Genomic DNA, 24,388 nt, shown 5'->3' with positions numbered 1-24,388 from the left:
GCAGCCAATGGCCAATAAAACGGCGAGACTGTGAGGCACCGCCACGCGCGCCTGTTTCGCCTGATTAAAAGCAACGTACGTCGGCTTCAGCCTGCGCGCGTTTCAGTTCCGTGCGCGCCGCCTTCGCTGGCGCGCTTTCGCGAAACAACCCTGCGGCCTCCCCTGTCGTCAGCGACATGCTTTTGAAGGTCTCCGCCCTCTCATAGTGATCGTAAGGAAGGATCGAGGCGATAACATCGATCGAGCAGGAACAGCTTTCAAGCGCCTGACGTGTCTGGCCATTTGTTTGCATGCAGCCGAGCACGTAGTCGGCAATCGTTGCCGTCGGGTAGTCTCCCGCGGCGCTGGCCAAGTTCGCAAAGGCCAGCGTCGCCGCAAAGGCCACCGGCAAGGTGAGAGATCCAACAGACCTTATCATGAGGAACCTCCAGTTGGCCTGGACACCATGCATCCAGACGGGATCATCGCTCCAATTGGCGACGTGCCGCAAAGCCAGTCAAGCTCCCATGGCCTGCGTATACGACCAAAGGAGGAATGCCCTATCGACCGACAAGAGCCAGCTTCATGACCCCCTGCGCACCCTCTTTCACGCGTTCATTTCATGCGTCGCTCACTATCGGCAGCCAGCGAGATGCACGCATACTTACTCCGATGTGCCTCGTGGAATATATCGAAATAAAGTCAAATGTGGATCACCTTGAGAATACGGGAACAATATGGCTGCTATATGTGTCGCAGCTGGCGGCCATCCTCTTATTAGTTTTTCACCCGATGCTTATTTTACTTGTTTCTAAATATTGCATCGCACCATAATCGATATTGCAGCGCAACGACGCATTGTAGGTTTTTGCTTGCCTGGTCTTTTACGATGACATAGCTTTTCCCTGTTTCCGGCTTCAAGAGCGCCACCGTCATCAGGGAGCGGCGGCAGTCTTTCGAAGACCAAGGGGGGCGGGCGGTAACGGTGCCCTCTGCTTCGGGGTAGGTCGTGACAGCTGCCGGAAAATAACTTCCCAACATGAATTGCTTGGGCAGGCCCCTGTGGGGCTTGACGGTCGATTCTTCACTGTGAACCCGGGAGGATTTTGGATGCGTGTACTTGCGAAAACTACCTACATACTGACGACCGCGGCGTTTTTATCGCTCGGCGCTGCCTATACGGCTTCGGCCAATGAAGACCTTGCAAAGCTCGCATCGGATGCGAAGAACTGGGCGATGCAGACGGGTGACTACGCCAACACCCGCTATTCCAAACTCAACCAGATCACTGCGGACAATGTGAAGAACCTGCAGGTCAAATGGAGCTTTTCCACCGGCGTGCTGCGTGGTCACGAAGGCGGGCCGCTGATCATCGGCGACGTGATGTATGTCCATACGCCTTTCCCAAACAACGTCTTTGCTCTCGACCTCAAGAATGACGGCAAGATCCTGTGGAAATACGAGCCCAAGCAGGACTCGAACGTCATTCCGATCATGTGCTGCGACACGGTCAATCGCGGTGTCGCCTATGGCGACGGCAAGATCATTCTCAACCAGGCCGACACCACCGTCGTCGCGCTCGATGCCAAGACCGGCAAGGTCGTCTGGTCTGTCAAGAACGGCGACCAGACCGACGGCGGAAAAGGCGAATCCGGCACGTCGGCACCCGTAGTCATCAAGGACAAGGTGCTCGTGGGCGTCTCCGGTGCTGAATTCGGTGTTCGCGGCTGGCTGGCCGCCTACAATCTGAAAGACGGCAAGCTCGCCTGGAAAGCCTATTCGGAAGGTCCTGATGCAGACACCCTTCTCGATCCCGAGAAGACGACTCATCTCGGCAAGCCTGTCGGAAAGGATTCCGGCACGAACACCTGGGAAGGCGAACAGTGGAAGACGGGCGGCGGCACGACATGGGGATGGTATTCCTATGATCCCAAGCTGAACCTGGTTTATTACGGCACTGGCAATCCCTCGACGTGGAATCCGGTCCAGCGCCCAGGCGATAATCGCTGGTCCATGACAATCATGGCTCGCGATGCGGATACCGGTGTTGCCAAATGGCTCTACCAGATGACCCCGCATGATGAGTGGGACTATGACGGCATCAACGAGATGATTCTCGTCGATGGCATGGAAGTCAACGGCGCCAAGCACGACGTGCTGGTGCATTTCGACCGCAACGGCTTTGCCTACACAATGGATCGCGCCACCGGCGAACTTCTCGTCGCCAAAAAATACGATCCGGCAGTGAACTGGGCGACGGAAGTCAACATGGATCCCAAGAGCGACCAGTATGGCCGCCCGCAGGTCGTCGCCAAGTATTCGACCCAGCAGAACGGCGAAGACACCAACTCGACCGGTATCTGCCCGGCCGCGCTTGGAACCAAGGACCAGCAGCCGGCCGCCTACTCGCCGAAGACCGGGTTGTTCTACGTGCCGACCAACCATGTCTGCATGGACTATGAGCCTTACAAAGTGAGCTACACCGCCGGTCAGCCCTATGTGGGCGCCACCGTGTCGATGTATGCGGCGCCCGGCGGTGACGGCAACATGGGCAACTTCATTGCCTGGGATGCAGCCAAGGGTGAGATCGTCTGGTCGAAGCCCGAGCAGTTCTCGGTGTGGTCGGGCGCATTGGCGACAGATGGCGACGTCGTCTTCTACGGTACCCTCGAAGGCTACATCAAGGCGGTCGATAAGGACGGCAAGGAACTTTACAAGTTCAAGACCCCGTCCGGCATCATCGGCAACATCACGACCTATGAGCATGACGGCAAGCAGTACGTCGCCGTTCTGTCCGGCGTCGGTGGATGGGCCGGTATCGGTCTGGCAGGTGGCCTGCTTTCGCCCGATAACGCCGCTGCCTGGCATGGCGCCGTCGATCAGGGCCGTGCGCAGGGCGACGAGACCGCGGTCGTTGGAACCGCTGGTCTGGGTGCCGTCGGCGGTTACGCGGCACTTGCCGACTATACGACGCTGGGTGGTCAGCTCACCGTCTTCGGCCTCCCGGACTGATAACCGGGAAGAGCCTTACGACTAGGTTCGAAAACGAGAGCCCGGGTCACCCGAAGCCGGGAACTGGGCTCTCGATTGCGCGCCCACCCAAACACCGATCAATGCCGCTGCACGACGGCAGCCAGTGTCCCTGGCAAATGAAGGAAGAGTCTGAATGATCGTCCGCATTGCAGTTTCCGCTCTCGCCCTGGTCCTGCTGCCTCTGGCCAGCTCAAGTCTGGCACGGGCCGAAGACAGCATGGAAAAAGCCAAGGCGGTGAAGCAAGAAGGAGGCAAATATGTAGATGCGGACGGAAATCCGACCTACAAGATCGAAAACGGAACCGTCGATTGGTACACGTTCAGCGGGTACCGCCGGTATCACTCCGATTGCCATGTCTGTCACGGACAGGACGCAACAGGTTCGAGCTATGCGCCTGCCCTGGTCAATAGTCTAAAAACCATGGATTACGCCACGTTCCTGTCGATCGTCGCCGAGGGCCGCAAGAATGTCGGCGGCGGCAAGGAAAACGTCATGCCTGCCTTTGGCGACAACAAGAACGTCTATTGTTACCTGGACGATCTCTACGTCTATCTGCGCGCGCGCGCCGATGGCGCGGCACCCCGCGGCAGGCCGCCCAAGCACGAAAACAAGGCTCAGGCAGCCAAGGATGCCGAAGCATCCTGCATGGGTGGATGATATGATCGGCTGCACTGCATCGAAGCTGCGCGTCGTTCTGCCGATCCTCGGCGCCCTCGCCTTGCTGCCGTCGAACGTTCTGGCGCAAAATGCCGGGCTTGGCGCTGCGGGCGAACTGGTCGATCCCGACATTCTGCGCGTCTGCGCCGATCCCTCGAATATGCCCTTTACCGACAAGAACGGCCAAGGCTTCGAAAACAAGCTGGCTGAACTGGTTGCCAAGAAGACGGGGCGGAAATCAGTCGCTTACACGTGGTTTCCCACTGTCACCGGCTTTGTGCGAAACACGCTGGGGGCCAACCGATGCGACATCATCATGGGCTACGCCCAAGGCGATGAACTGGTGCAGAACACCAATGCCTACTACCGCTCCGCCTATGTGCTCGTATACCCCAAAGGCAACGGCATGGAAGGCATCGAGACGATCGAAGACCCGAAACTTTCCGGCAAGAGAATCGGCGTCGTCGAAAGCACGCCGCCAACCGCCAACATGGCCGCCAACAAGCTTCTGCGGACCGCCAAGATCTATCCACTCGCGGTGGATACGCGCATCACTCCGTCCATGGGGGAGGTCATGATCAAGGACATGCTCGCCGGCAAGATCGACGCGGCGGTCCTGTGGGGGCCGATGGCAGGTTACTATGCCAAGGAACTCGGAGCCGATGTCACCATTGTTCCGCTGTTGAAGGAAAAAACCGGCTCGCGCATGTCCTACCGCATCACCATGGGCGTACGTCCGTCCGACCAGGAATGGAAACGAACGCTCAACCGGGTGATCAGGGAAAACCAGCCGGAGATGACCAAGCTCCTGCTGGGTTACAATGTGCCGCTGATCGACGAGCACGACAATCCGATCACGCAATAGTTGGGATGGGTCAGGAGGAGGAAAAACCCAGGCGATGAACAATTGAAGAGAAAACTACAGCTACTTTCGATAGTTTTGTTTTTCGGGCCTTTCAAAACCTTGTGTTTCATTTGTCCATTTGAGAACGTGATGGACGAGCCATTGCTTCGGTGCCCTGCAATGGTTGGCTAACCACCGGATCGGCCCCTTCGGGCTGGTAGAAGAGGAGAAATGTTATGAAGAAGAGCTGGACAAAACCGACCATGTGTCAGGTTGCTGCGGGCTTTGAAATTTCGCGGTATCTGCCTGCTGAAATTACTCCCAAGAAGTAGGCCGCAGAGGTGCGTGTCCCTGGCAACAGGGGCACGCATCCCCTTGCCGCATGGGATTTTCGTGAAAGATTTTGAGGCACGCAAAGCGGGCGGGCCGTTTTTTGCGGCTGCAAATTGGCTGCTGGTCAGAGAAGCCGCGGGGCGGGCGTTTTCATGCGCTTGAGAATCATTGGATCGGCGGCCGGCGGCGGCTTTCCGCAATGGAACTGCAATTATCGTCTGAGCCGTGCGGCTCGCACCGGGATGGCTGGCGTGCATTCACGAACCCAATCAAGTGTCGCCGCGTCGGCGGATGGGCTCGGCTGGGTTCTGTTCAACGCGTCACCCGACATTCGCCAGCAGATCGCGGCAACGCCTGAATTGCAGCCCGCGCACGATGCGCCGCTGCGCTCGACGCCCATTCGCGCGGTGGTGCTGACCAATGCCGATGTCGATCATGTGGCCGGCCTGCTCAGCCTGCGTGAGCGGCAGCCTTTCGCTATCTATGCAACGACACAGGTTCTGGCGACGCTGAAGGCGAATTCGATTTTCAATGTCCTCGATCCGGCGCTCGTGCCGCGACGCATCTTGCCGCCGGCGCAAGAACTGTCGATCTGCGACGCAGACGGCCACGACACCGGGGTGGCTGTCGAGAGCTTTCCCGTGCCCGGGAAGATAGCCCTCTATCTCGAAGAAAGAGGCCAGCCGGATGCCAATTTCAGCTCCGATGCCGGCGACACGATCGGCGTCCGTATCGCCGGTGCCGGCAGTCGCGGCTCCATCTTCTACATCCCCGGCTGCGCCCGCATCGATGCGACCCTGCGCACGCGTCTAGCCGATGCCGCATGCCTTCTGTTCGACGGCACGGTCTTCACCGACGACGAGATGATTGCTGCCGGCGTCGGCCAAAAGACCGGTGCGCGCATGGGGCATCTGGCAATGTCGGGAGACGCAGGGTCGATCGCCAGCTTGGCCGATGTGAGGATCGGCCGCCGTGTCTTCGTCCACATCAACAACACCAATCCTGTTCTGGACGAGAATTCTGCCGAGCAGGCAGCAGTCAAAGCGGCTGGCTGGGAAGTGGCCCGCGACGGGATGGAGATGGACCTTTGAGTGATTTCCACGACGCAGCCAGCAACGGCCTGTCCTCAAGCGAGCTCGAAGCCGTGCTGCGGCAGGTCGGTGCCGAGCGCTATCACAACCGCCATCCTTTCCATCACAGGATGACCAGCGGTGCGCTGTCGCGGACCGAGATGCAGGCCTGGGCGCTGAACCGCTATTGCTATCAGGCGGTCATTCCGCGCAAGGACGCCATGATCCTCGCTCATGCCGAGGATCCGGCGTTTCGTGCCGCCTGGCGCAAACGCATCGAGGATCATGACGGCGAGGACGGCTGGAGCGGCGGTATTGCGCGCTGGTTGCACCTGGCGACCTCGCTCGGTCTCGATGCCGACGCGGTGAAGAGCGAAAGGCTGGCCCTGCCGGCGACCCGTTTTGCGGTTGGCGCTTACCTCTCCTTTTGCACGAACCGGACCCTGCTGGAGGCGGTCGCGTCGTCGCTGACCGAGATGTTCTCGCCGCTCATCATCGGCGAGCGGGTACCCGCGATGCTGGCCAGATACGATTATATCACCGAGGACACGCTGGCCTATTTCAGCCGACGGCCCGAACAGGCCTCGCGCGACGCCGACTTCGCGCTCGCCTATGTGCTCGAACATGCCGACACGGCGGAACGTCAGCAGCAGGTGATCGATGCACTGGTGTTCAAATGCGATATACTCTGGGCCATGCTCGACGCGCTTCAACACGCCTATGGCGAGCCGGGCAGTATCCCGCCCGGCGCCTTCCGTCCGGAGGCAGCCCAATGATGGCACTGCGCGAAAGAGCCATGGTGTCGCCGCAGTCGGTTCCATCGCTGCCGAAGCACGTGCGCATACAGTATGACTCCGTGCGCCAGGCGTTCGCGGTGCTTTCGCCCGAAAAGGTGTTCTGGCCGAACCACATCAGCCTCGACATATTGCGCCGCTGCGATGGGCGGTCCACGGTCGGCCACATCATTGCCGGCCTTGCCGCGGATTATGATGCCGAACAGGAGGCCGTGGCGGCCGACGTCATCGCCTTCCTGCAGGAATGGTCGGACAAGCTGCTGGTGAAGCTATGAGCGAGCCCATTCTCCCTCCGATCGGCATGCTGGCGGAACTGACGCATCGCTGCCCGCTGCAATGCCCCTATTGCTCCAATCCACTCGAATTGCTGAAGGCCAATCGCGAACTCGACACGCAGAGCTGGCTCGACCTATTCTCGCAGGCCGCCGATCTTGGCGTTCTCCAGGTGCATCTGTCCGGCGGTGAACCGACGCTGCGTCGCGATCTCGAGCAATTGATCGCCGGGCTTTCGGCGCGCGGCGTCTACACCAACCTGATCACCGCCGGTGTCGGCATTGCGGATGGCCGCATCGAGGCATTTGCCGAAGCCGGGCTCGACCATCTGCAACTGAGCTTTCAAGGTGCACGGCCGGCGACCACCGAGCGCATCGGCAATCACAGGGGCAGCCACGAAAAGAAGCTGGAAACGGCACGCCGCGCTCGCGCGGCCGGCTTGCCGCTTACCATCAACGCGCCGATCCATCGCCACAATATCGAGGAGGTACCGGAATTCATCGATCTGGCCCTTTCGCTGGGTGCGGAGCGTCTCGAGATCGCCAACGTGCAGTACGCCGGCTGGGCGCTGACCAATCGCGATCAACTGATGCCCGAGCGTGCTGCCGTCGACCGGCAGGCGGAGATCGTCGCGGCGGCGCGCGAACGGCTCACCGGCAACATGAACATCGATTTCGTCACGCCGGATTATTTCGCCATCTATCCCAAGCCGTGCATGGGCGGCTGGGCGCGCGACGCCTTCATGGTGACGCCGGACGGCACCGTACTGCCATGCCATGCCGCCCAGACCATCCCGTCGCTCGGCTTCGAGCGTTTTGGATCACGCAGCCTGGCCGCGATCTGGACCGATTCCCCGGCATTTAATGCCTTTCGAGGCACGGACTGGATGCAGGAGCCCTGCCGCAACTGTGAGCGGCGCGAGATCGACTGGGGCGGCTGTCGCTGCCAGGCGATGGCAATCGCCGGCGATGCCGCCGCGACGGACCCGGCTTGCGCGAAATCGCCGATCCATGCGCGCATGGCAATGCTGATCGACGAGGCCCAGCGCGCTGCGACGGTTCCTTCGAAGGACGAACCATTCGTCTACCGGCGCATTGGCGTCGTCACCGAGCCCGCCTGACTGCCGACCTATTCCTACGGCCTACCCTCGTGAAAGCCGTTCGGCATGCCACGTCATATGGTCATGCATGAATGTCGAAATGAAAAAATAGGAGTGATCGTATTCGTCCTGCATCCGCAATTTCAATGGAATGCCTGCCTTGGAGCAGGCGTCTTCGAGCAGCCAGGGCCTGAGGCCCTCCTGGAGGAAACCGTCTGACGTTCCCTGATCGACCAGGAATTCCGGGAAACGGTGTCCATCTTCGATGAGCGAAGTGGCATCGTAGCGCCGCCACGAGGCCTTATCCAGGCCGAGATATTTTTCGAAAGCCGGCTTCGACCAGCCGGCTGTGCTTGGCTGCACGATCGGCGCAAAGGCCGAGCAACTTCTGAAACGCGCGGGATTGTTCAGTGCGATCGTCAGCGCGCCATGCCCGCCCATCGAATGGCCGAAGATCGACTGGCGCGCCATATCGGCGGGAAATTCGCGCCCGATCACGGCTGGCAGCTCCTCGACGATATAGGAATACATGCGATAGTTCTTGGCATACGGCTCTTGCGTCGCGTCGAGGTAGAAACCGGCGCCGCTGCCGAACTGCCAATTGTCCTTTTCATCCGGAATGTCGGCACCACGCGGGCTGGTGTCGGGACAGACAACGATCAAGCCGAGTTCGGCGGCAATACGTCTGTATTCGCCTTTTTCCATTACATTCGCATGGGTGCAGCTGAGCCCGGAGAGGTACCACACCACGGGGCAACGGCTTTCCCGTGCCTGCGGAGGCACGAAAATGGCAAACGTCATTTCGCACGAGCAGCTCGTCGAAAGATGAGAGTAAACATGCTGGGCGCCGCCATGCGACTTGGCAGTCGAGACGAGTTTCGGGTGCTCTGGCATATATTCTTCTCCACCAATTACCGCCGACCGTAGGCTCTACGACATCAAGGGTGATCGCGGCAACCTTGGTGGGCCGGCTGGCGCGCGGGGCTCTTGATCGGAGCCGGGATGGCCTGCCTTCGCCGACCGTCTTGGCGCAGCAAGGCGCGAGAGGCCACTCGCTGGCGCAGCGTTGCCCAGCAAGCCATACGGGCCAGGCTGGGCGATTGTTGGCGATGCTGGCTATAACAAGGACGCACTCACTGCGCAGGCATCGGCGATGCTTCCGGGACGCCGAACTCTGCGCAAATGCACTTGCCCTGGCTTTCAGTGGCGACAGCCGCTTCGACGCGGCTATGGCGGACGAGCACGCACGCGTCATCGCGTGGGCTCGCAGCAAGCGCGACAGGGTACCGAGCAAGAACTTGTGAGCCGACGGCTATTCCCGACCGTCGAAAGCCACGGACAGGCCCAGGGCCTAGAAATAGCCGAGTATGGATTTTACCTCGAGATACTCCAACATGCCCTCGATCCCATATTCGCGTCCGTTTCCGGACTGCTTGAAACCGCCAAACGGGGCGTGCGGATCCCAGGCCGGGTAGTTGAGATGCACCTGACCGGAGCGGATCCGCGAGGCCACGTCCCTGACGGCGTCCACATCCTGGCCCTGCACATGGGCCCCCAGACCGTAGACCGTGTCGTTGGCGATGGTGACGGCCTCCTCGATTGTGTCGTAGGGGATGATGCAGAGAACTGGCCCGAAGACCTCTTCCTGGGCAATACGCATGGTCGTGCGCACGTCGGAAAAGATGGTCGGCCTCACATAGAACCCGACGTTCAGATCGTGCGCACGGCCCGGTCCGCCGGTGAGGAGCCTGGCGCCCTCAGAAATGCCGACGCCGATCATGGTTTGGATGCGGTCGAATTGGGCACGGTTTGCGATTGCACCATGAGTTGTGGCTTCGCAAAGCGGATCGCCAATGACGATCTGGGCTGCGGCCCTTTTGGCGATTGCCTCGATCTCGGAGAGCAGCGCGCGTGGCACGATCATGCGCGTCGGGGCGCTGCATGACTGGCCGAGATTGCGGAAGGCGGCGGCTACGCCCAGAGAAACGGCGCGATCGAGATCTGCGTCCGGCAGGATCACGTTCGGCGACTTGCCGCCGAGCTCCTGCGCGACACGCTTGACCGTGGTCGCCGCCGCCTGGGCCACCGCAATGCCCGCGCGGGTGGACCCGGTAATGGAGATCATGTCGACATCCGGATGGGAGGCGAGACCCATACCGACGCCTGGACCATCACCTTGCAGGAGGTTGAAAACCCCGGCAGGGAAGCCGGCTTCCTCGATTGCCTCGGCGAACAGCAGGGCGTCCAAGGGAGAAAGCTCACTCGGCTTCAGCACGATCGTGCAGCCTGCAGCGAGCGCCGGCGAAACCTTGGCGGTGATCTGGTAAAGTGGCCAGTTCCACGGAGTGATCAAGGCGCAGACACCGATCGGTTCGTGGGTGACGGCGGTTTGCCCCCGTTGCTTGACGAAGCGAAAGTCTGTCAGCACATCGCGAGCGACCTTAACATGCGTGATCGCCAGCGGCACCTGGGCGCTGCGCGCATAGCCGATCGCCGCGCCCATTTCGAGGCTCAGGCATTGAGCCAGCAGTTCGCCGCGCGCCTCGAGCAGCGCTTGCAGGCGATCGAGCAGACCCGCGCGGTCTTCTGGCGTGGTCCGACTCCAGGAGGCGAATGCCCGGCGAGCCGCTGCAACGGCCGCGTCAACGTCCTCGCCATTTCCAAGCGGAAACTGGCTCACAACCTCTTCTGTGGCGGGATTGACGACGACGCCCGTCGCGGTGCCGCTCGGCTCAACCCATTGACCGTCGATGAAGAACTTGTCCAGGTGGCCGTTGCGGGCCAGGTGTTCGAGGGGCGTCATCACCCTACAAGGTCCTTCATGCGGTAATAGGCGCCGAGAATCGGCAGGAACCAGGGGCGCCCGAAATAACCGGGGATCGCTGGCCAGTCGAAATCCTTCCAGGGATTGAGCTCGGGGCGCCCGTCCATGACGTCGGCCATGATGGTGCCCATCAACGTCGACATCTGGGTCCCGTGTCCGCTATAGCCCATCGAGTAATAGATGCCATCGCGCTCTCCGGCGCGCGGCAGGCGATCGCGGGTCATATCGACCATGCCGCCCCAGCAGTAGTCGATGCGGGTGCCGGCCAGTTCCGGAAAGACCTCGACCATCGCCGCCTTGAGTATCCGGCCGCTTTTTTCGTCGGATTGAGGGTTGGACACGGCAAAGCGCGCCCTCCCGCCGAACAGAAGGCGATTGTCCGGCGTGAGCCGCCAGTAGACAACGAGATTGCGCGTGTCGACGACCATGCGCCCAGTCGGCATGAGACGCCTAAGGTGGTCGGGCGACAGCGGCTCGGTCACGATCAGAAATGCGCCGACCGGGATCATGCGCCGGCGGATCCAGCCGAGCGGGCCAACCTGGGAAATGCCGCTTGCCAACAGGACCTGCCGCGCGACGATCTTGCCCTTTGGCGTCGTTACCTCATGCCCGCCTGAAACCTTGCGCATCGCAATGACGGGCGAGCGTTCATGGACCTCTGCGCCACGCCGGGCAGCAGCGGTCGCGAGGCCCCGGACGAACCGGCCGACATGCATGCCCGCGCTCTTGGGAAAGAGCAGCCCGCCATGGTAGCGGCTGGTGCCGACTTCGGTTCGCAGGTCCTCGCGCGCGATCATCCTGGTGTCGGGATCGACATTGGCAGCCAGTAGTTCCTGGCTGCGCGCCAGCATGTCGTAGTGCTCGGGCTTGGCGGCAAGCTTGAGCTTGCCGACGCGGGAGAAGCTGCAGTCGATCTTCTCTTCCTGCACCAACCGCTCGACCATATCGACGCCGGCGTCAAAAGCCTTGTAGAGCGCATTTGCGGCCGGCTTGCCGTGCTTGGCAGCCATGATTGCATAGTTCTGGGCAAAGCCGTTGTTGCACATGCCGCCATTGCGGCCGGACGCGGCATTGCCGATCGTTTCGGCATCCAACAGGGCAACCCGGGCGCCCTTTTTGGCAAGGGCCAGCGCGGCGGAGGAGCCGGTCAAGCCGCCGCCCACAATCGCCACGTCGTAGTGGCCTTCGAGCGGTTTGGGCGACCCTTCATTGAACGGCTGAGACGTATCCAGCCAGTAAGAGGTAAACTTCATTTTCTTGACCACCAGTGTTGATTTGAGTGGGGCGACATCCGAGCGTAGTCGCGCGCCTACCAGCCGCGCATCCGCTCCCAACGCGCTTCAATCTTGGGGCTGTCCCCGTTGACAACGCTGTAGAAATCATGCTGGGCGGCCATCGCACACGCATGGTTGGGCACAATCCGGACCCGAGTCCCGAGCGGCAGCTCGGGCATGGACTTTCCAGAGCCGGCACGAATGGCGAGGATACCGTGTTCCTGGCTGGCCTGGGCCACGATCACATCTTCAAGCACCCTCCCCTTTTCGTCGCAGACCACGCCGTAACCCTGGTCGATCTGCTGGTTTGCGGTTCCCCGGTCGCGCGAAAGCGCCATCCATCCAGCGTCAACCAGCACCCATCCCTTTTCCGGCTTGGACCCGATCACCGTGGCCAATACGGAAATCGCGATGTCGTCGAGTTCGCACGCCCCAACGCCGTGCTGGACCAGGTCGAAGAACATGTAGACCCCGGCGCGCAGCTCCGTGACCCCCTCAAGGTTGTCGACGAAATGCGCTGTCGGCGTTGAGCCGACGCTGACGATCGGGCAGGCATGGCCATGGGCGCGCAGGACTTCAGCGGCGCGCACCGTGGCTGAACGCTCGTTCTCGCCTGCCTTGACCAGCGCATCGGGCGTGTTCAAGCCATAGGATTCGCCTGCATGGGCGAGAACGCCGACGAGTTTGGCACTGGCCGCGACGACACTGCCGGCCACGTCGAGCAACTTCGGGTCGTCCGGCCTCAAACCACCGCGATGGTCATCGCAGTCCAGTTCGATGAAAACAGATGGGGTCATACCGGTGGCTTCGCGGACGCCGGCCAGGGCATCGGCCTGCCCGACCGAATCGAGCAACAGCTTCACATCAGCGCCGGTGCGGCGACAAAGCTCCATGGCCCGCTTGGCCGAGGCCGGCGAGATGCCGACCGCGTAGGTGATGTCTCGAAAGCCATGGCCCGCGAAATACTCCGCCTCGGCGATGGTCGAGACCGTGATCGGACCGCGTTCGCGATGGAACGCGTATCGGGCGACATCGATGCTCTTGGCCGTCTTCATATGCGGGCGCAGCACCACGCCAAGCTTCCTGGCGCGCTCAGCCAGACCCTTGATGTTGTGCTCGAGCCGGCCACGGTCGAGAAGCAGCGTCGGGGTGACCAAGGCGTCGATCGTCCTAGCCGTCTCGCTCACCGCCAGGCTTGCCGCCATCTTATTCATAGACTCGTTTCCTAAGTGAACGACTGGTTTGCCAACGCATACATATGGGCTGGCCCCTCGGCGACGGGTCGTTGTCCTTTGACCATGGCGGTCGCAGTGCCGGACCGCTGCAGGCCAAGGCTCGCAAGCCAGTCGCCCAATCCATCCTCGGCATAGACGTCGATGCGAACGAATTGATTGTGAAGCTTCGAAAGCTGGGCCAGGATCAGAAGCCGCGCGTCGTGGTCGCTCTCGGCTGCACAAGGGCCGACGACATAGCCGCGGCCAAACCTCCTCGCGACAGCGTAGCCTGCAATCCGTCCCCTGCGCTCAATGACCAATGCGTTGCCCACATCGGCGAGCGCAGCCACCATCGGCAGCCGGGGCATGCCCGTGGCCCGTTCGTCGAAGGCCTGAATTGCCGCGAGGTCAGAGGCTGTCGCTTGACGGATGTCGTCGCGGGTACTCCGCGTCACGGCGACAGCCAGCGAGCCCTGGTGCTGAAGCACCGTGCCCCAGGCAGTGAAGCCGCGTCGCTTGTAGAGCGCCAGCCCCTCTTCGGTTGAGTTGAGCAGCAGGTTGCGACCGTGTGTCGCCTCAAGCAATCCATCAAAGAGCCGGGCGCCGTTGCCACCGCCTTGCGCGGAGCCAGTAACTATGATCATCCCGACCGAGGCATAGGACTGTCCGTAATTCCAGGACATGGCCGTGCCAATCACCTGTCCTGCCCGCTCAAGCATCAGGCCATTGCCGACCATCAGGGCAAATTCCCAATCCTCCTGACGGTAGGGCCAGGCCATCTCCTGCGACAGCTTCAGTGCGCCCGGCAAATGGCGGGTTTCCAATTTCATCAGCTCGATCGGGGCGCTGACGATATTTCTGTCATGCTCAAAGGCCATAAGGTGCAACGCTGTCAGTTGATCCAGAGTCGGATTGAAGTCGGATCTTAGAGTCGCGCCCGGCGGACAGATTTCGCTGCTGTTTTGCCCCTTCAAATCAGCGGTATTATTCGTTTTATGCAGTTCCTCGGCATGCCAAGTCGTGCAAATCGGGCGAGGAATACCTGGCACCTTGAATCGCCGCTTCGTGGTTGCCCGATCGGCGATGCCCAGGAGGAATTTTGGATGATCTACATCAGCGAAGAGGAGTCAGCTGCCCTCGTCACGCATGAACTTGCTTTCGAGGCGGCGCGCGAGGCTCTCGTGGCGGCAGCATCGCGGCAGAGCTGGGTCTTTCCGGCTGTTCTCGGGCGCACACAGGAGGTGACCAATACCTTCTCAATCAAATCCGGTTCGTCGGGCGACCTGACCGGCGTGAAAATTGGCTCCTTCTGGTCGGGCAACCCGGCACGTGGCCTTCCCCGCCACAACTCGACCATCGTGCTGCTCGATCAGCATACAGGTCGGCTCGGCGCCGTAGTCGAGGCCGGGAAGGTCAACGCCTACAGGACGGCCGCCGCCGACGCGGTTGCGGCCGATCTTCTTGCGCGCAAGCAAGCCAAGGTTCTGGCGATCTTCGGGGCCGGCAACCAGGCGAGCTTCGAAGTGATGGCGCTGGCACGCATCCGCCCAATCGAAACCGTGCTGGTCGTGGCCCGGCCTTCGCCGCGGCGCGACGCTTTTGTCGATCAGATCGGCGAAAGGGGACTGAAGGCGCGCGCTGCCTTGCCGGAAGAAGCCGTGCGCACGGCCGACATCGTGGTGACGGCGACACCCGCACGCGAACCGCTGTTCAATGCCGCTTGGGTGGGACCCGGAACCCATATCGTCAGCATCGGGTCGGATGCTCCGGGTAAACGCGAATTGCCGAGCGAATTATTTCCCAAGGCACGTCTGTTTTGTGATCTGCTTTGCCAGTCCGTCCAGATCGGCGAGTTCCAATACGTGCGCGACGAAATCGACGCCGGCGTGCTTGCGGTAACACCAATCGGCGACGTTATTGAAAGGCGTGCGCTCGGACGCCGCTTCGACAATGAGGTCACGGTCTTCGACAGTTCCGGCATCTCCCTGCAGGACCTCTACATGGCCGACGCGCTGATCCGCGCAAAGGCGTCCCACCGCTGATCAGTTTCGCACCAGGCCCCAGTCCCGACGGATTTTTCGGCACTCTCCGGCAACAAGGTGACCCCGCGCGATCCTGCAGTCGTGTCAGCGGCGGGCGCGCCAAAGGGTTGCCCGCATGAACCACGGATCGCCCCCGATGTCGGCGACTAGCGTCTGGCGCGCCAGAAGGCGAGACGGTCCTGCAACCGATAGCCCTGGATAATCGCCGGCATGAACCACGGATTGCCACGATAGAGCGGGACGGCCGAAGGCGGTCGAAAGTCGAACGCAGTGCGCGACTGCTCGCCATGCCCCATCAACTTGTGGGCCGCACGCATGCCAATCCATGGCGCCCAGACCACGCCCGAACCGCAGAAGCCAGTTGCATAGACCACGCCGTCCTTCTCGAAGATGCGGGGCAGCATGTCTCGGTTCATCGCCACATTGCCGAACCAGCAATGCGAAAGGCGCACGTTCTCCAACTCCGGGAAAAGGTTCACCAGGCCCTTGCGAAGGAGAAGTTTCGGCGCCGCCGGATCGCCGACGCGGGAACTGTCACGGCCCCCCAGCAGGATACGTTTTCCGTCGGGCGAGGGACGATAATAGAAACCGAGTTGCCGGTTCTCGGTGATCGTCATCAGCTTCGGCATCAGCCGCGCCATGATATCGGGCGCAAGTTCTTCGGTGACGATGATCCGGCTGCGAACCGGAACCAGGCGGCGGCGCAGGAAGGGAGCGGCGCCGTCGGTATAGCCGTTGGTACAGACCAGAACCTGCCGTGCATCCACCGTCCCTGCCGAAGTCGCGACGCGGAACCCCGAACCGTTCCTCTCGATCGACTTGACCACTGTATGCGAATGGACCGTCAACCCGGATGCGAGCGCCACCCGCAGGAGCTCAGCATGGAATTTTGCGGGGTGCAGCCCGCCAATGTCCATCCGAACAGTCCCGCCGCGGTAGAAGTCGGTGCCGATATAATTTCGCTGCTCGGCATGCGGAACCGCGTAGGACTCGATCCGCAGTTTCTTCGCCAGCGTCTCGGCGCCGCGCGCCATCTTCTCATACTGTTCATATCCGAAAGCGCCTTTGAACTGGCCAACCAGTCGGAAGTCGCAGTCGAGCCCTTCGGTCTTGATGAAGTCGTAGAGGAACTCGCGTGCGACCTTGCCCTCGGCCTCGATCGCCATGGCCTTCTCTTCCCCGAAGCGCCGGGTGATCGTGGCATAGTCCGGCCGGATGGTCCCGCTCGTAATCCCGCCGTTGCGGGTGGAAGCACCCTCGCCCGGATTCATCGCATCAAAGGCTGCGACCGAGCGCCCTTCGCGCGCCAGCGCAAGCCCGGCCGAAAGCCCGGCATAACCGGCGCCGACAATTGCCACGTCAAGGTTCTTTGCGACCGGCTGTCGCGGCCGCGGCATGACGGGCGCTGCTTCCCACCAGTAGGGTGTGTTCTTGTCGGCGATATGAGGCTCTTGCACGTGGCTGACTTCTCGCTGCATTGCAGGGGTAATCTACGGTCGGTGAAACTTTCAGATGTGGTCGTCTCGGACGTCGAGCGCATCACGCAGCCCGTCACCGATGAAATTGAAACTGGTTACCGCGATGGTGATTGCAGCTCCGGGAATGATTGCCAGCCAAGGTGCGCTGCCCAGATATTGCTGGGCGCCATTGAGCATGTTGCCCCAGCTGGGCAGTGGCGGCTGGATCCCGTAGCCGAGGAAACTGATGTAGGCTTCCATGAGAATGGCGCGCGCGACCGTCAAGGTGGAAGCGACGATAATCGGCCCCATGGCGTTGGGCAGTATCTCGCGGAACATGATGTGGGTGCCGCTCAATCCCAGCATTCGCCCGGCTAGGACGAACTCGCGTTCGCGTAACGAGCGGACTTCCGCTTCGACTATGCGGGCAACCTCCATCCAACTGGTGAGGGCGATAATGACGGTGATCATCACAGGACTGGGCTTCAGTGCGGCAGCCAGCGCCAGCAGCAGAAAGATCGATGGGAATGACAGGAATCCATCGACCGTGCGCATCAGCGTGGCCCCGACCCAGCCGCCGCGATAGCCGGCAATTACGCCGACCAGGGTGCCGATGAGTGTCGACAAAACCATGGCAAAGAAACCCACCAGCAGCGAGATTCGTCCCGCCATCAAAAGCCTTGCCGCCACGTCGCGGCCAAGCGGATCGGTACCTAGAAAGTGGTAGCCCGTCAGCGGAGGGGCAAAGCGGGCCCGCAGATCGATATACAGTGAGTCATAAGGCAGGAGATGGGGGCCGAGGACGCAAGCGAGGCTCAGGAAGATGATCATCGCCAGCCCGAGCAGCGCCAAGCGATGACGCATGAAACGACGTGCCGCGCGGTTGTTTCTCCATCGGCTTGGAGCTGCATTTGCGGTGAAAGCGGTCATATCGGCTGTCTCCTGTCGGGGAAGTTGCGCGCTCAAGCCAGACGAATGCGCGGATCGACAATAGCGACGACAATGTCGGCGATCAGGTTTCCAAGCAGAACGAGGATGGCGGAGAACATCAGCAGCCCCATCACAACCGGATAGTCGCTGTAACCAAGGCTATCGAGGAACAACCGTCCCATTCCTGGCCAGGTAAAGACGGTTTCGGTCACGAGCGCGCCAGTGAGGACACTGGGAAGCTGCATCCCGGCCAAGGTAATCATCGGCAAAAGTGCGTTGCCGACGACATGCTTCATCAGAATCCGGCGTTCACTCAACCCCTTGGCCCGAGCGGTCTTGACGAAGTCCTGGCTAATGGCATCGAGAGTGGCCGTCCGCATGTAGCGGCTCCAGATCGCGACATGGACCAGCGACAGCACGATACTTGGCAGGATCAGATGGTGGAGGTAGCCCAGGATCGAGGCGTCGCCGATCTCGGACATATTACCCGCAGGCAGCCAACCCAACTTCAGGGAAAAGACGTAGATGCCGACGAGTCCGAACCAGAAGGTGGGGACCGACAACGCAACCATGGCCCCGACAGTTGCAAGATAATCGAACAGCGAGTAGCGGCGCGTGGCGCCTCGGATTCCAATCCAGGCGCCAATGGAGATCGCAATTGCGGTTGAGGACCCCATCAGCAGCAGCGTGGCAAAGAGATGGCTGCCGATCACCTCCAATACCGGCGCTCCGTCGCGGAAAGAGTGACCCCAGTCGCCCCGCACCAGCCGCCATGCCCAGTCCAGATATTGGATCCATATGGGTCGATCGAGGCCCAGCAGCCCCTTGAGACGCTCGATATCCTGCTGGGTCATTCCGGGATCGAGCCCGAATTGCGCCAGCGGGCCGCCGGGAAGGAGGTTCAGAATGCCGAAGCCGATGATCGAAACGATCACAAGCAGCACCAGGCTCTGCGAGAGGCGATTGAGCAGGAAGCCGCGCATTCGAGTCCCTCCATTGTGGGTTGATGATTTTAGTCTGTTGCCGCCGCCGCGGCGGAATCGGCGGGGCGGCGGCAACTGCGTGGATTAGGCCTTCCACTGCCAGGCTGCGGCATCCCACGACGCGGTGCGGGTGTTGGCGTTGGGCTCGAAGCCGTCCAACCCCTTCTTGCGCCCGAGGACGATTGTGTACGCGAACAGCGGCAGGAAGGGCAGATCATGGCGCACCACTTCCTGCACGCGATTATAGATCCCGCGTCGTTCTTCCGGATCGAAGCTGCGAGCGCCCTTTTCGAGCAGGGCATCGACCTCAGGGTTGGAATATTGCCCGGTGTTCGAACCGTGTCCGCCTTGAGCGGCGATTGCCTTCGTATGGAGCCGGTTTGTGGCGTCGGGGTCCGCGGCAATCAGATAGGTGACGCCCACCATGGCGGTGTCGAATTGCGACTTCAGCCAGAACTCGCCCCACATAACTGCAGCCGGCAAATTCGAGATCGTCATCTCGACGCCGATCTCGGCAAACGTCTGCTGCAGGAACTGCTGCGTCTGCTCGCGGAGGTTGTTGCCGGAAGTTGTCGAGTTGGAGAAGGACAGTCGCACCCCATCCTTGGCGCGGATTCCATCCGGCCCCGGCGCCCAGCCGGCCTCATCAAGGATTTGGCGCGCCCGGTCCAGATTGAACTCCTGAACCGGCAGGTTCGGGTCGTAGTAGTAGGACTCCTTCGGCATGAAGGTCTCGGTGAGAGTGCCCACGCCGTAATAGATCGTGTCGACGATCGCTTTCCTATCCAAGGCGGCGTAGAGCGCCTGGCGCACTGCCAACTCCTTGAACTGCGGGCGGCCCAAATTGAGGTAGATCGACTCCAGGGATGACCCGGTCTCAAGTGTCACCACGCGGTCTGCTAGTTCGCGGGCTTCAGTATAATGGTCGGCGGTGATGTACGACTGATCGACCAGGTCCACGTCGCCGCTCTTGAATTGCGTGTAGAGCACCGTCATGTCGGGGATGTATTTGAAGATGAGCTGCTCGACATAGGGGCCTTCGCCCGCGTACTCAGGATTGGCGACGAGCTCGATGTGATCACCTGCGACGCGCTGGCTCCATTTGAATGCGCCGGTGCCGACCGGCGCCTGGTTGAAGGCGGCTGTATTCGGATCGGCCTCTTTCTCCAGAATGTGCTTGGGCACGATGAACGTTTCGGCCAAGAACGAAAGATAGGGCGCAAAAGCCTCCTTCATCCGCCATGTGATCTCGGTGGGCGAAACCACTGTGATGTCCTGCACGAGCGAATGGCCGCTCGTGCGCCAAGCGCGAAACTTCGGGTTCGTGATGAGTTCAAGGGTGAATTTCACGTCCTCGGCCGTGAAGGGCTCACCATCGTGCCAGCGGGCATTGTCACGCAACCGGATGCGCCAGTTGAGACCGTCCTCCGAAATGCCGCCGTTCTTTTGGCTTGGCACCTCGGCTGCGAGGTTTGGATGTAGACCACCTTGGGGATCCATGCGGACCAGCGCGTCGAAAACCGAGAAATGGACCGCGTCATCGACTTCGATATGCGCCATCAGCGGATTGAACACGGTCGGCTCTTGGGAGAGGCCGACGATGACGCGACCGGCCGGGCCTGCAGGAGGGGTCTTGGCGAAGGCGGGCTTGCCCAACAGATTGGGCGCGATGAGGCCTGCAGCCCCACCTATCGCCATCAGTCGCAGCGCTTCGCGCCTCGAGTAGTTGGACGTAGTCGATGAATTTTTGGTCATGGTAGTTCCTCTCTTGTTATTTCTTATGCGTTTGCTGCTACTGGACGGGCATTGCCCGGCCGCTCTCCTGGAATTGCCGCTACCAGTTGGCGCGTGTAGGCTGCTTGCGGGTTCAGGAATATTTGCGAGGGCGGTCCGCGCTCGACGATCCGGCCCTTCTGCATCACCGCGATTTCGTCGCAGATCTGGCTGGCGACGCGCAGGTCGTGCGTGATGAAGACCATCGACACGCCCGTCTCGCGCTGGATCTGGTCCAGAAGCTGCAGGATCTGCGCCTGGATCGACACGTCGAGTGCGGAGACCGCCTCGTCGGCAATCAACAGCTTCGGCTTGAACATCAGCGCACGAGCGATGCCGATGCGCTGGCGTTGCCCACCCGAGAACTCGTGCGGGTAGCGGCCAAAAGCGCCGGCATCGAGACCGACATGGGCCAGAAGCGCACGCGCTTCATCGCGCGCTTGGACATAAGGCATCCCGTGCGCCATCGGGCCCACCGTCATGATGTGACCGACCGTCGAGCGTGGGTTCAGAGAAGCGAAGGGATCCTGGAAGATCATCTGGATCCGCGGTCGAAGCGGGCGGAACTTCGCTTCGGAAAGCTTGGCTATGTCACAGCCCTCGAACAAGATCCCGCCGCCGTCATTGTCCAGCAGCTTGATCAGCAGCCGGCCCAGCGACGATTTCCCCGAACCGCTCTCGCCTACGACCCCAAGCGTGCGGCCGGGCGCCAGTTCGAACGAAACCTCGTTGACCGCTGTCACAACTCGTTGCGCGCCGAACAGCGCGCTGCCGCCGCGATAGGTCTTCACCAGACCCTCAACCTTCAGGATCGGCTCCTTGCTGGCAGCTTCCGGACGAGGGCGATCTTCGCCGGTCAAATGCGGTACGGCTGCAATCAGGCGCTGGGTATAAGGGTGCTTGGGCGACTTCAGCACCTGTTCGGCGCTGCCCTGTTCGACGACATTGCCCTTTTCCATCACCACGACGCTGTCGGCGATCTCGGCCACCACGCCGAAATCGTGGGTGATGAACATAACGCTCATGCCCTTGCGCTGCTGAATGTCACGGATCAGTTGCAGGATCTGAGCCTGGGTGGTGACGTCGAGCGCGGTGGTTGGCTCATCCGCAATCAGCACCGTCGGCTCGAGCGCCAGGGCCATGGCGATCATGACGCGCTGCCGCTGCCCGCCCGAAAGCCGGAAAGGGTACTGGTGATACATGAGTTCGGGATCTGGCAGGCCTACTTCAGTGAGCAGCTCGATAGCGCGGTTTCGACAGGTTTGTGGCGTGCCGAAGCCATGCGCGGCCATGACCTCGTCAATCTGCGCGCCCACCGTCATCAGGGGATTGAGCGCCGAGAGCGGGTCCTGAAAGATCATCGACACGACCCGTCCACGCAGGTTGCGCAGCTTGTCGGGCGACATGCCGATGATGTTCAACCCCTCCAGCTGGATTATTCCCGATGAGAGGCGGATCACCTTGGGCAGTAGCCCCATGATCGCGTTCGCCGTGACCGACTTACCCGATCCGGACTCGCCTATGATGCAGAGTATCTGGCCGCGTTTCAGATCGAAGGAAATGTCCTTGACAGCATGGGTCCGTTCCATGCCTTGCGGCAAATTCACCGTGAGGTCGCGCACCGAAAGCGCCACATCGTGGGGGGCTACAGCCTGGATGCTTGCGACCATCGAGATCACCTCCCCTTTCAACCGAGCGCGTCCACCCTGTTGCGGACCGCTTCATCGCCCTTTGAGCAGAAGCGCCTCACCGTAGCGGCCGCAGTCTGGCCTTCTCGGCGCTTCGCGCGCTGAGTCTGCGAGAGACGGGTTCTGCTCATCCTGGCGGTTCCCTTATGAAATCCGGTCCGTGTACCGGACTCTGTTCCCTTTTTTCTTGGAGAACTCTCCGAAGGGGCAAGCCCTGCCTGTCGGATGTCCTCTGGAGCCTGCCTACCATAAGGAAGGGTTGCTCCGTTCTTCCAGCCAGTTTGACTGTTCTGTTTCCGCAGAGTCTTCGAAACTTGGCCCTCGCGCGGCAGGAACTTCTGAAAAGAACATCCAGTTCGGCATTTCACTCTGTTCCCGTTTCGGCGCGGAAACCGGGATCAGGCAACCATATCCTTCATCCGGCAATACGCGCCCAAGAGGGATAGGACCAAGGCTTTCCGGTGTACATCGGCACATGTGCAGGTCATGCCGCCGAGCGGATTGGTGACCGTGCGGCCCATCACAATGTCGGCCAAGGCGCTGCCGATCAAGGTCGACAACTGCGCCGTGTGCCCCCCATACCGCAGATGACGCGACTGCATGAAGTGTACTCCTGCTTGGCTCGCAGCGAGCTTTTCGCACAATAATTGCCTGTCCTGGAGGCTGCTAAACGCAGGAAATTCCGTCCAGGCACAAACTCCGCAGCCTGCATTTGCGGGCGGCAGGTTAGGATGCTTCAAATTACCGGAGTCCCATCCATGCCCGCGCCGCTCATGCACATCGACTGCAGCCCTTCCCTCCCTCGCGAGGCGGAAGTCGTCGTCATCGGCGGCGGCGTGGTGGGCGTGTTCAGCGCATATTATCTGGCGCGCCGCGGCCTCAAGGTCGCCCTGGTCGAGAAGGGGCGTATCGCCGCCGAGCAGTCCAGCCGCAACTGGGGCTGGTGCCGCCAGCAGAACCGCGATGCGCGCGAGTTGCCAATGGCAACCAAGAGCCTCGATCTCTGGGAGAAGGTGGCACAGGAGACTGGTGAGGATACTGGATTTCGCCGCTGCGGGCTCCTCTATCTCTCACAAGACGAAAATGAGCTGGCAGGCTGGGCGAAGTGGCGCGATTTTGCGAGAACGGTCGGGATCACCACGCACATGCTGAGCGCGGAAGAAGCCACCGAACGGGGCAAAGCGACGGGCCGCAAATGGAAAGGTGGCGTGTTCTCGCCAACTGACGGAACGGCGGATCCTTCCAAGGCAGTGCCGGTTGCGGCGCGCGGCATCATGGCGGCGGGCGGCACCGTACATCAGCATTGCGCGGCGCGCGGGCTGGAATTGAGCGCCGGCCGGGTGAGCGCTGTGGTGACCGAAGCGGGCACCATCCATACAAAGACTGTTGTCATGGCCGGGGGCGCGTGGGCTTCTTCCTTCTGCAACCAGCTCGGTGTTCGTTTCCCGCAAGCTGCCGTGCGTTCGTCCATTCTGGCCGTGGCACCCGGCGCAAACAGCCTGCCGGATGCCCTGCATACCACGCGCGTCTCTCTGACGCGGCGCAGCAACGGTGAATACGCGCTGGCGATCAGCGGGCGGGCGCGTGTCGATCCAACGCCGCAGCAGTTCAGGTTCAGCCGCGAGTTTGTACCTATGTTCGCCCGCCGCTGGCGCAATATCGCCCCGGGCGCCTTAGAGGGCTGGCGTCAAGGCCATGAAAGCCTGCGCAAATGGGCCCTGGACGAGATCACGCCAATGGAACGGAACCGCATTCTCGACCCGAAGCCCGACATGGGACAGATTCGGCTGACATATCGAAGAGCCTGCGAATTGATCCCCGAACTCCAACGCGTCGCGATCTCCGATGTGTGGGCGGGTTATATCGACAGTACACCCGATGGCATTCCCGCAGTCGGCGAAGTGGAGGGGATTCCGGGCTTCATCCTGGCGGCGGGATTCAGCGGTCACGGCTTCGGGATCGGCCCCGGCGCGGGGCATATGATCGCCGACATCATTACAGGCAGCGAGCCTATCGTCGATCCGCGTCCTTATAGGCCCGAGCGCCTGAAGACTGCTGCGTGGGGCAAGGTCGCTGAATTCTGAGAAGACCGTCTTGCCAACATACAATCGATCGCACAC

At 61.3% G+C, this 24,388-nt stretch carries 21 protein-coding genes; 9 read left to right on the top strand and 12 right to left on the bottom strand.

Annotated features, from left to right (window positions below; translation table 11 throughout):
- Positions 1-64: 64 nt before the first annotated feature.
- On the bottom strand, positions 65-418 hold the full coding sequence (locus NKI47_RS25485; protein ID WP_352593997.1) for a hypothetical protein: 354 nt from the start codon (positions 416-418) through the stop codon (positions 65-67).
- A gap of 671 nt (positions 419-1,089) precedes the next feature.
- Between NKI47_RS25485 and NKI47_RS25480 the strand changes: the two genes are divergently transcribed.
- The 7 genes from NKI47_RS25480 (at position 1,090) to pqqE (ending at position 8,104) form a co-directional block, all read left to right on the top strand.
- On the top strand, positions 1,090-2,991 hold the full coding sequence (locus NKI47_RS25480; RefSeq protein ID WP_352455603.1) for a methanol/ethanol family PQQ-dependent dehydrogenase: 1,902 nt from the start codon (positions 1,090-1,092) through the stop codon (positions 2,989-2,991).
- Between the two features lie 154 nt (positions 2,992-3,145).
- Positions 3,146-3,670, top strand: coding sequence for a c-type cytochrome, methanol metabolism-related (locus tag NKI47_RS25475; RefSeq protein WP_352455602.1), 525 nt, complete (start codon positions 3,146-3,148; stop codon positions 3,668-3,670).
- Positions 3,642-4,535: a substrate-binding domain-containing protein gene (locus NKI47_RS25470; RefSeq protein WP_352593996.1), complete on the top strand. Its 894-nt coding sequence runs from the start codon at positions 3,642-3,644 to the stop codon at positions 4,533-4,535. The genes NKI47_RS25475 and NKI47_RS25470 overlap by 29 nt, the downstream gene beginning before the upstream one ends.
- Before the next feature lie 464 nt (positions 4,536-4,999).
- Positions 5,000-5,938, top strand: coding sequence for a pyrroloquinoline quinone biosynthesis protein PqqB (gene pqqB / locus NKI47_RS25465; protein WP_352593995.1), 939 nt, complete (start codon positions 5,000-5,002; stop codon positions 5,936-5,938).
- Positions 5,935-6,693, top strand: coding sequence for a pyrroloquinoline-quinone synthase PqqC (gene pqqC / locus NKI47_RS25460; RefSeq protein ID WP_352593994.1), 759 nt, complete (start codon positions 5,935-5,937; stop codon positions 6,691-6,693). The genes pqqB and pqqC overlap by 4 nt, the downstream gene beginning before the upstream one ends.
- Positions 6,690-6,986 carry a pyrroloquinoline quinone biosynthesis peptide chaperone PqqD gene (gene pqqD / locus NKI47_RS25455; RefSeq protein WP_352593993.1) on the top strand — a complete coding sequence of 99 codons (297 nt, stop codon included), beginning with the start codon at positions 6,690-6,692 and terminating at the stop codon, positions 6,984-6,986. The genes pqqC and pqqD overlap by 4 nt, the downstream gene beginning before the upstream one ends.
- Positions 6,983-8,104, top strand: a complete 1,122-nt coding sequence (pqqE, locus tag NKI47_RS25450; protein ID WP_352593992.1) for a pyrroloquinoline quinone biosynthesis protein PqqE — start codon at positions 6,983-6,985, stop codon at positions 8,102-8,104. The genes pqqD and pqqE overlap by 4 nt, the downstream gene beginning before the upstream one ends.
- A 21-nt stretch (positions 8,105-8,125) precedes the next feature.
- On the opposite strand, the gene fghA is transcribed toward pqqE, so the two are convergent.
- From fghA to NKI47_RS25425, 5 genes are all read right to left on the bottom strand, one after another.
- A complete protein-coding gene (fghA, locus tag NKI47_RS25445) occupies positions 8,126-8,977 on the bottom strand; it encodes an S-formylglutathione hydrolase (RefSeq protein WP_352593991.1) in 852 nt (283 codons plus the stop codon).
- Positions 8,978-9,434: 457 nt separating this feature from the next.
- Positions 9,435-10,889 carry an aldehyde dehydrogenase family protein gene (locus tag NKI47_RS25440; RefSeq protein ID WP_352593990.1) on the bottom strand — a complete coding sequence of 485 codons (1,455 nt, stop codon included), beginning with the start codon at positions 10,887-10,889 and terminating at the stop codon, positions 9,435-9,437.
- Complete coding sequence (locus NKI47_RS25435) at positions 10,886-12,160, bottom strand: NAD(P)/FAD-dependent oxidoreductase (RefSeq protein WP_352593989.1); 1,275 nt, start codon at positions 12,158-12,160, stop codon at positions 10,886-10,888. The genes NKI47_RS25440 and NKI47_RS25435 overlap by 4 nt, the downstream gene beginning before the upstream one ends.
- Before the next feature lie 56 nt (positions 12,161-12,216).
- Positions 12,217-13,395, bottom strand: a complete 1,179-nt coding sequence (locus tag NKI47_RS25430) for an alanine racemase (RefSeq protein WP_352593988.1) — start codon at positions 13,393-13,395, stop codon at positions 12,217-12,219.
- Between the two features lie 11 nt (positions 13,396-13,406).
- Positions 13,407-14,444: a GNAT family N-acetyltransferase gene (locus NKI47_RS25425; RefSeq protein WP_352593987.1), complete on the bottom strand. Its 1,038-nt coding sequence runs from the start codon at positions 14,442-14,444 to the stop codon at positions 13,407-13,409.
- Positions 14,445-14,498: 54 nt separating this feature from the next.
- On the opposite strand from NKI47_RS25425, the gene NKI47_RS25420 reads away from it, so the two are divergent.
- A complete protein-coding gene (locus tag NKI47_RS25420; protein WP_352593986.1) occupies positions 14,499-15,437 on the top strand; it encodes an ornithine cyclodeaminase family protein in 939 nt (312 codons plus the stop codon).
- A gap of 146 nt (positions 15,438-15,583) precedes the next feature.
- On the opposite strand, the gene NKI47_RS25415 is transcribed toward NKI47_RS25420, so the two are convergent.
- The 6 genes from NKI47_RS25415 to NKI47_RS25390 form a co-directional block, all read right to left on the bottom strand.
- Positions 15,584-16,915, bottom strand: coding sequence for an NAD(P)/FAD-dependent oxidoreductase (locus NKI47_RS25415; RefSeq protein WP_502897014.1), 1,332 nt, complete (start codon positions 16,913-16,915; stop codon positions 15,584-15,586).
- Between the two features lie 30 nt (positions 16,916-16,945).
- Positions 16,946-17,824, bottom strand: coding sequence for an ABC transporter permease (locus NKI47_RS25410; RefSeq protein WP_023678809.1), 879 nt, complete (start codon positions 17,822-17,824; stop codon positions 16,946-16,948).
- A gap of 32 nt (positions 17,825-17,856) precedes the next feature.
- On the bottom strand, positions 17,857-18,807 hold the full coding sequence (locus NKI47_RS25405; protein ID WP_023678808.1) for an ABC transporter permease: 951 nt from the start codon (positions 18,805-18,807) through the stop codon (positions 17,857-17,859).
- Between the two features lie 84 nt (positions 18,808-18,891).
- Positions 18,892-20,562, bottom strand: a complete 1,671-nt coding sequence (locus NKI47_RS25400) for a peptide ABC transporter substrate-binding protein (protein WP_352450650.1) — start codon at positions 20,560-20,562, stop codon at positions 18,892-18,894.
- 23 nt (positions 20,563-20,585) lie between these two features.
- The gene (locus NKI47_RS25395; protein ID WP_352593984.1) at positions 20,586-22,250 is read right to left on the bottom strand and encodes an ABC transporter ATP-binding protein; all 1,665 of its coding nucleotides are present in this window, start codon (positions 22,248-22,250) and stop codon (positions 20,586-20,588) included.
- Between the two features lie 416 nt (positions 22,251-22,666).
- Entirely contained in the window at positions 22,667-22,870 is a 204-nt protein-coding gene (locus tag NKI47_RS25390; RefSeq protein WP_352593983.1) for a hypothetical protein, read from the bottom strand.
- A 156-nt stretch (positions 22,871-23,026) separates the two neighbouring features.
- On the opposite strand from NKI47_RS25390, the gene NKI47_RS25385 reads away from it, so the two are divergent.
- Positions 23,027-24,352: an NAD(P)/FAD-dependent oxidoreductase gene (locus NKI47_RS25385; RefSeq protein WP_352593982.1), complete on the top strand. Its 1,326-nt coding sequence runs from the start codon at positions 23,027-23,029 to the stop codon at positions 24,350-24,352.
- Positions 24,353-24,388: the final 36 nt, after the last annotated feature.

Source organism: Mesorhizobium sp. M0633 (genome assembly GCF_040320645.1).
Taxonomy (GTDB): Bacteria; Pseudomonadota; Alphaproteobacteria; order Rhizobiales; family Rhizobiaceae; genus Mesorhizobium.
Note: the sequence above shows the minus strand (reverse complement) of the source record. Positions and strands in the feature narration are given on the sequence as shown.

Coding starts and splice junctions, on each gene's coding strand:
- NKI47_RS25485 (WP_352593997.1), bottom strand. CDS start 418: ATGATAAGGTCTGTTGGATCTCTCACCTTGCCGGTGGCCTTTGCGGCG.
- NKI47_RS25480 (WP_352455603.1), top strand. CDS start 1,090: ATGCGTGTACTTGCGAAAACTACCTACATACTGACGACCGCGGCGTTT.
- NKI47_RS25475 (WP_352455602.1), top strand. CDS start 3,146: ATGATCGTCCGCATTGCAGTTTCCGCTCTCGCCCTGGTCCTGCTGCCT.
- NKI47_RS25470 (WP_352593996.1), top strand. CDS start 3,642: ATGCCGAAGCATCCTGCATGGGTGGATGATATGATCGGCTGCACTGCA.
- pqqB (WP_352593995.1), top strand. CDS start 5,000: ATGCGCTTGAGAATCATTGGATCGGCGGCCGGCGGCGGCTTTCCGCAA.
- pqqD (WP_352593993.1), top strand. CDS start 6,690: ATGATGGCACTGCGCGAAAGAGCCATGGTGTCGCCGCAGTCGGTTCCA.
- pqqE (WP_352593992.1), top strand. CDS start 6,983: ATGAGCGAGCCCATTCTCCCTCCGATCGGCATGCTGGCGGAACTGACG.
- fghA (WP_352593991.1), bottom strand. CDS start 8,977: ATGCCAGAGCACCCGAAACTCGTCTCGACTGCCAAGTCGCATGGCGGC.
- NKI47_RS25435 (WP_352593989.1), bottom strand. CDS start 12,160: ATGAAGTTTACCTCTTACTGGCTGGATACGTCTCAGCCGTTCAATGAA.
- NKI47_RS25430 (WP_352593988.1), bottom strand. CDS start 13,395: ATGAATAAGATGGCGGCAAGCCTGGCGGTGAGCGAGACGGCTAGGACG.
- NKI47_RS25420 (WP_352593986.1), top strand. CDS start 14,499: ATGATCTACATCAGCGAAGAGGAGTCAGCTGCCCTCGTCACGCATGAA.
- NKI47_RS25415 (WP_502897014.1), bottom strand. CDS start 16,915: ATGCAGCGAGAAGTCAGCCACGTGCAAGAGCCTCATATCGCCGACAAG.
- NKI47_RS25410 (WP_023678809.1), bottom strand. CDS start 17,824: ATGACCGCTTTCACCGCAAATGCAGCTCCAAGCCGATGGAGAAACAAC.
- NKI47_RS25405 (WP_023678808.1), bottom strand. CDS start 18,807: ATGCGCGGCTTCCTGCTCAATCGCCTCTCGCAGAGCCTGGTGCTGCTT.
- NKI47_RS25400 (WP_352450650.1), bottom strand. CDS start 20,562: ATGACCAAAAATTCATCGACTACGTCCAACTACTCGAGGCGCGAAGCG.
- NKI47_RS25395 (WP_352593984.1), bottom strand. CDS start 22,250: ATGGTCGCAAGCATCCAGGCTGTAGCCCCCCACGATGTGGCGCTTTCG.
- NKI47_RS25390 (WP_352593983.1), bottom strand. CDS start 22,870: ATGCAGTCGCGTCATCTGCGGTATGGGGGGCACACGGCGCAGTTGTCG.
- NKI47_RS25385 (WP_352593982.1), top strand. CDS start 23,027: ATGCCCGCGCCGCTCATGCACATCGACTGCAGCCCTTCCCTCCCTCGC.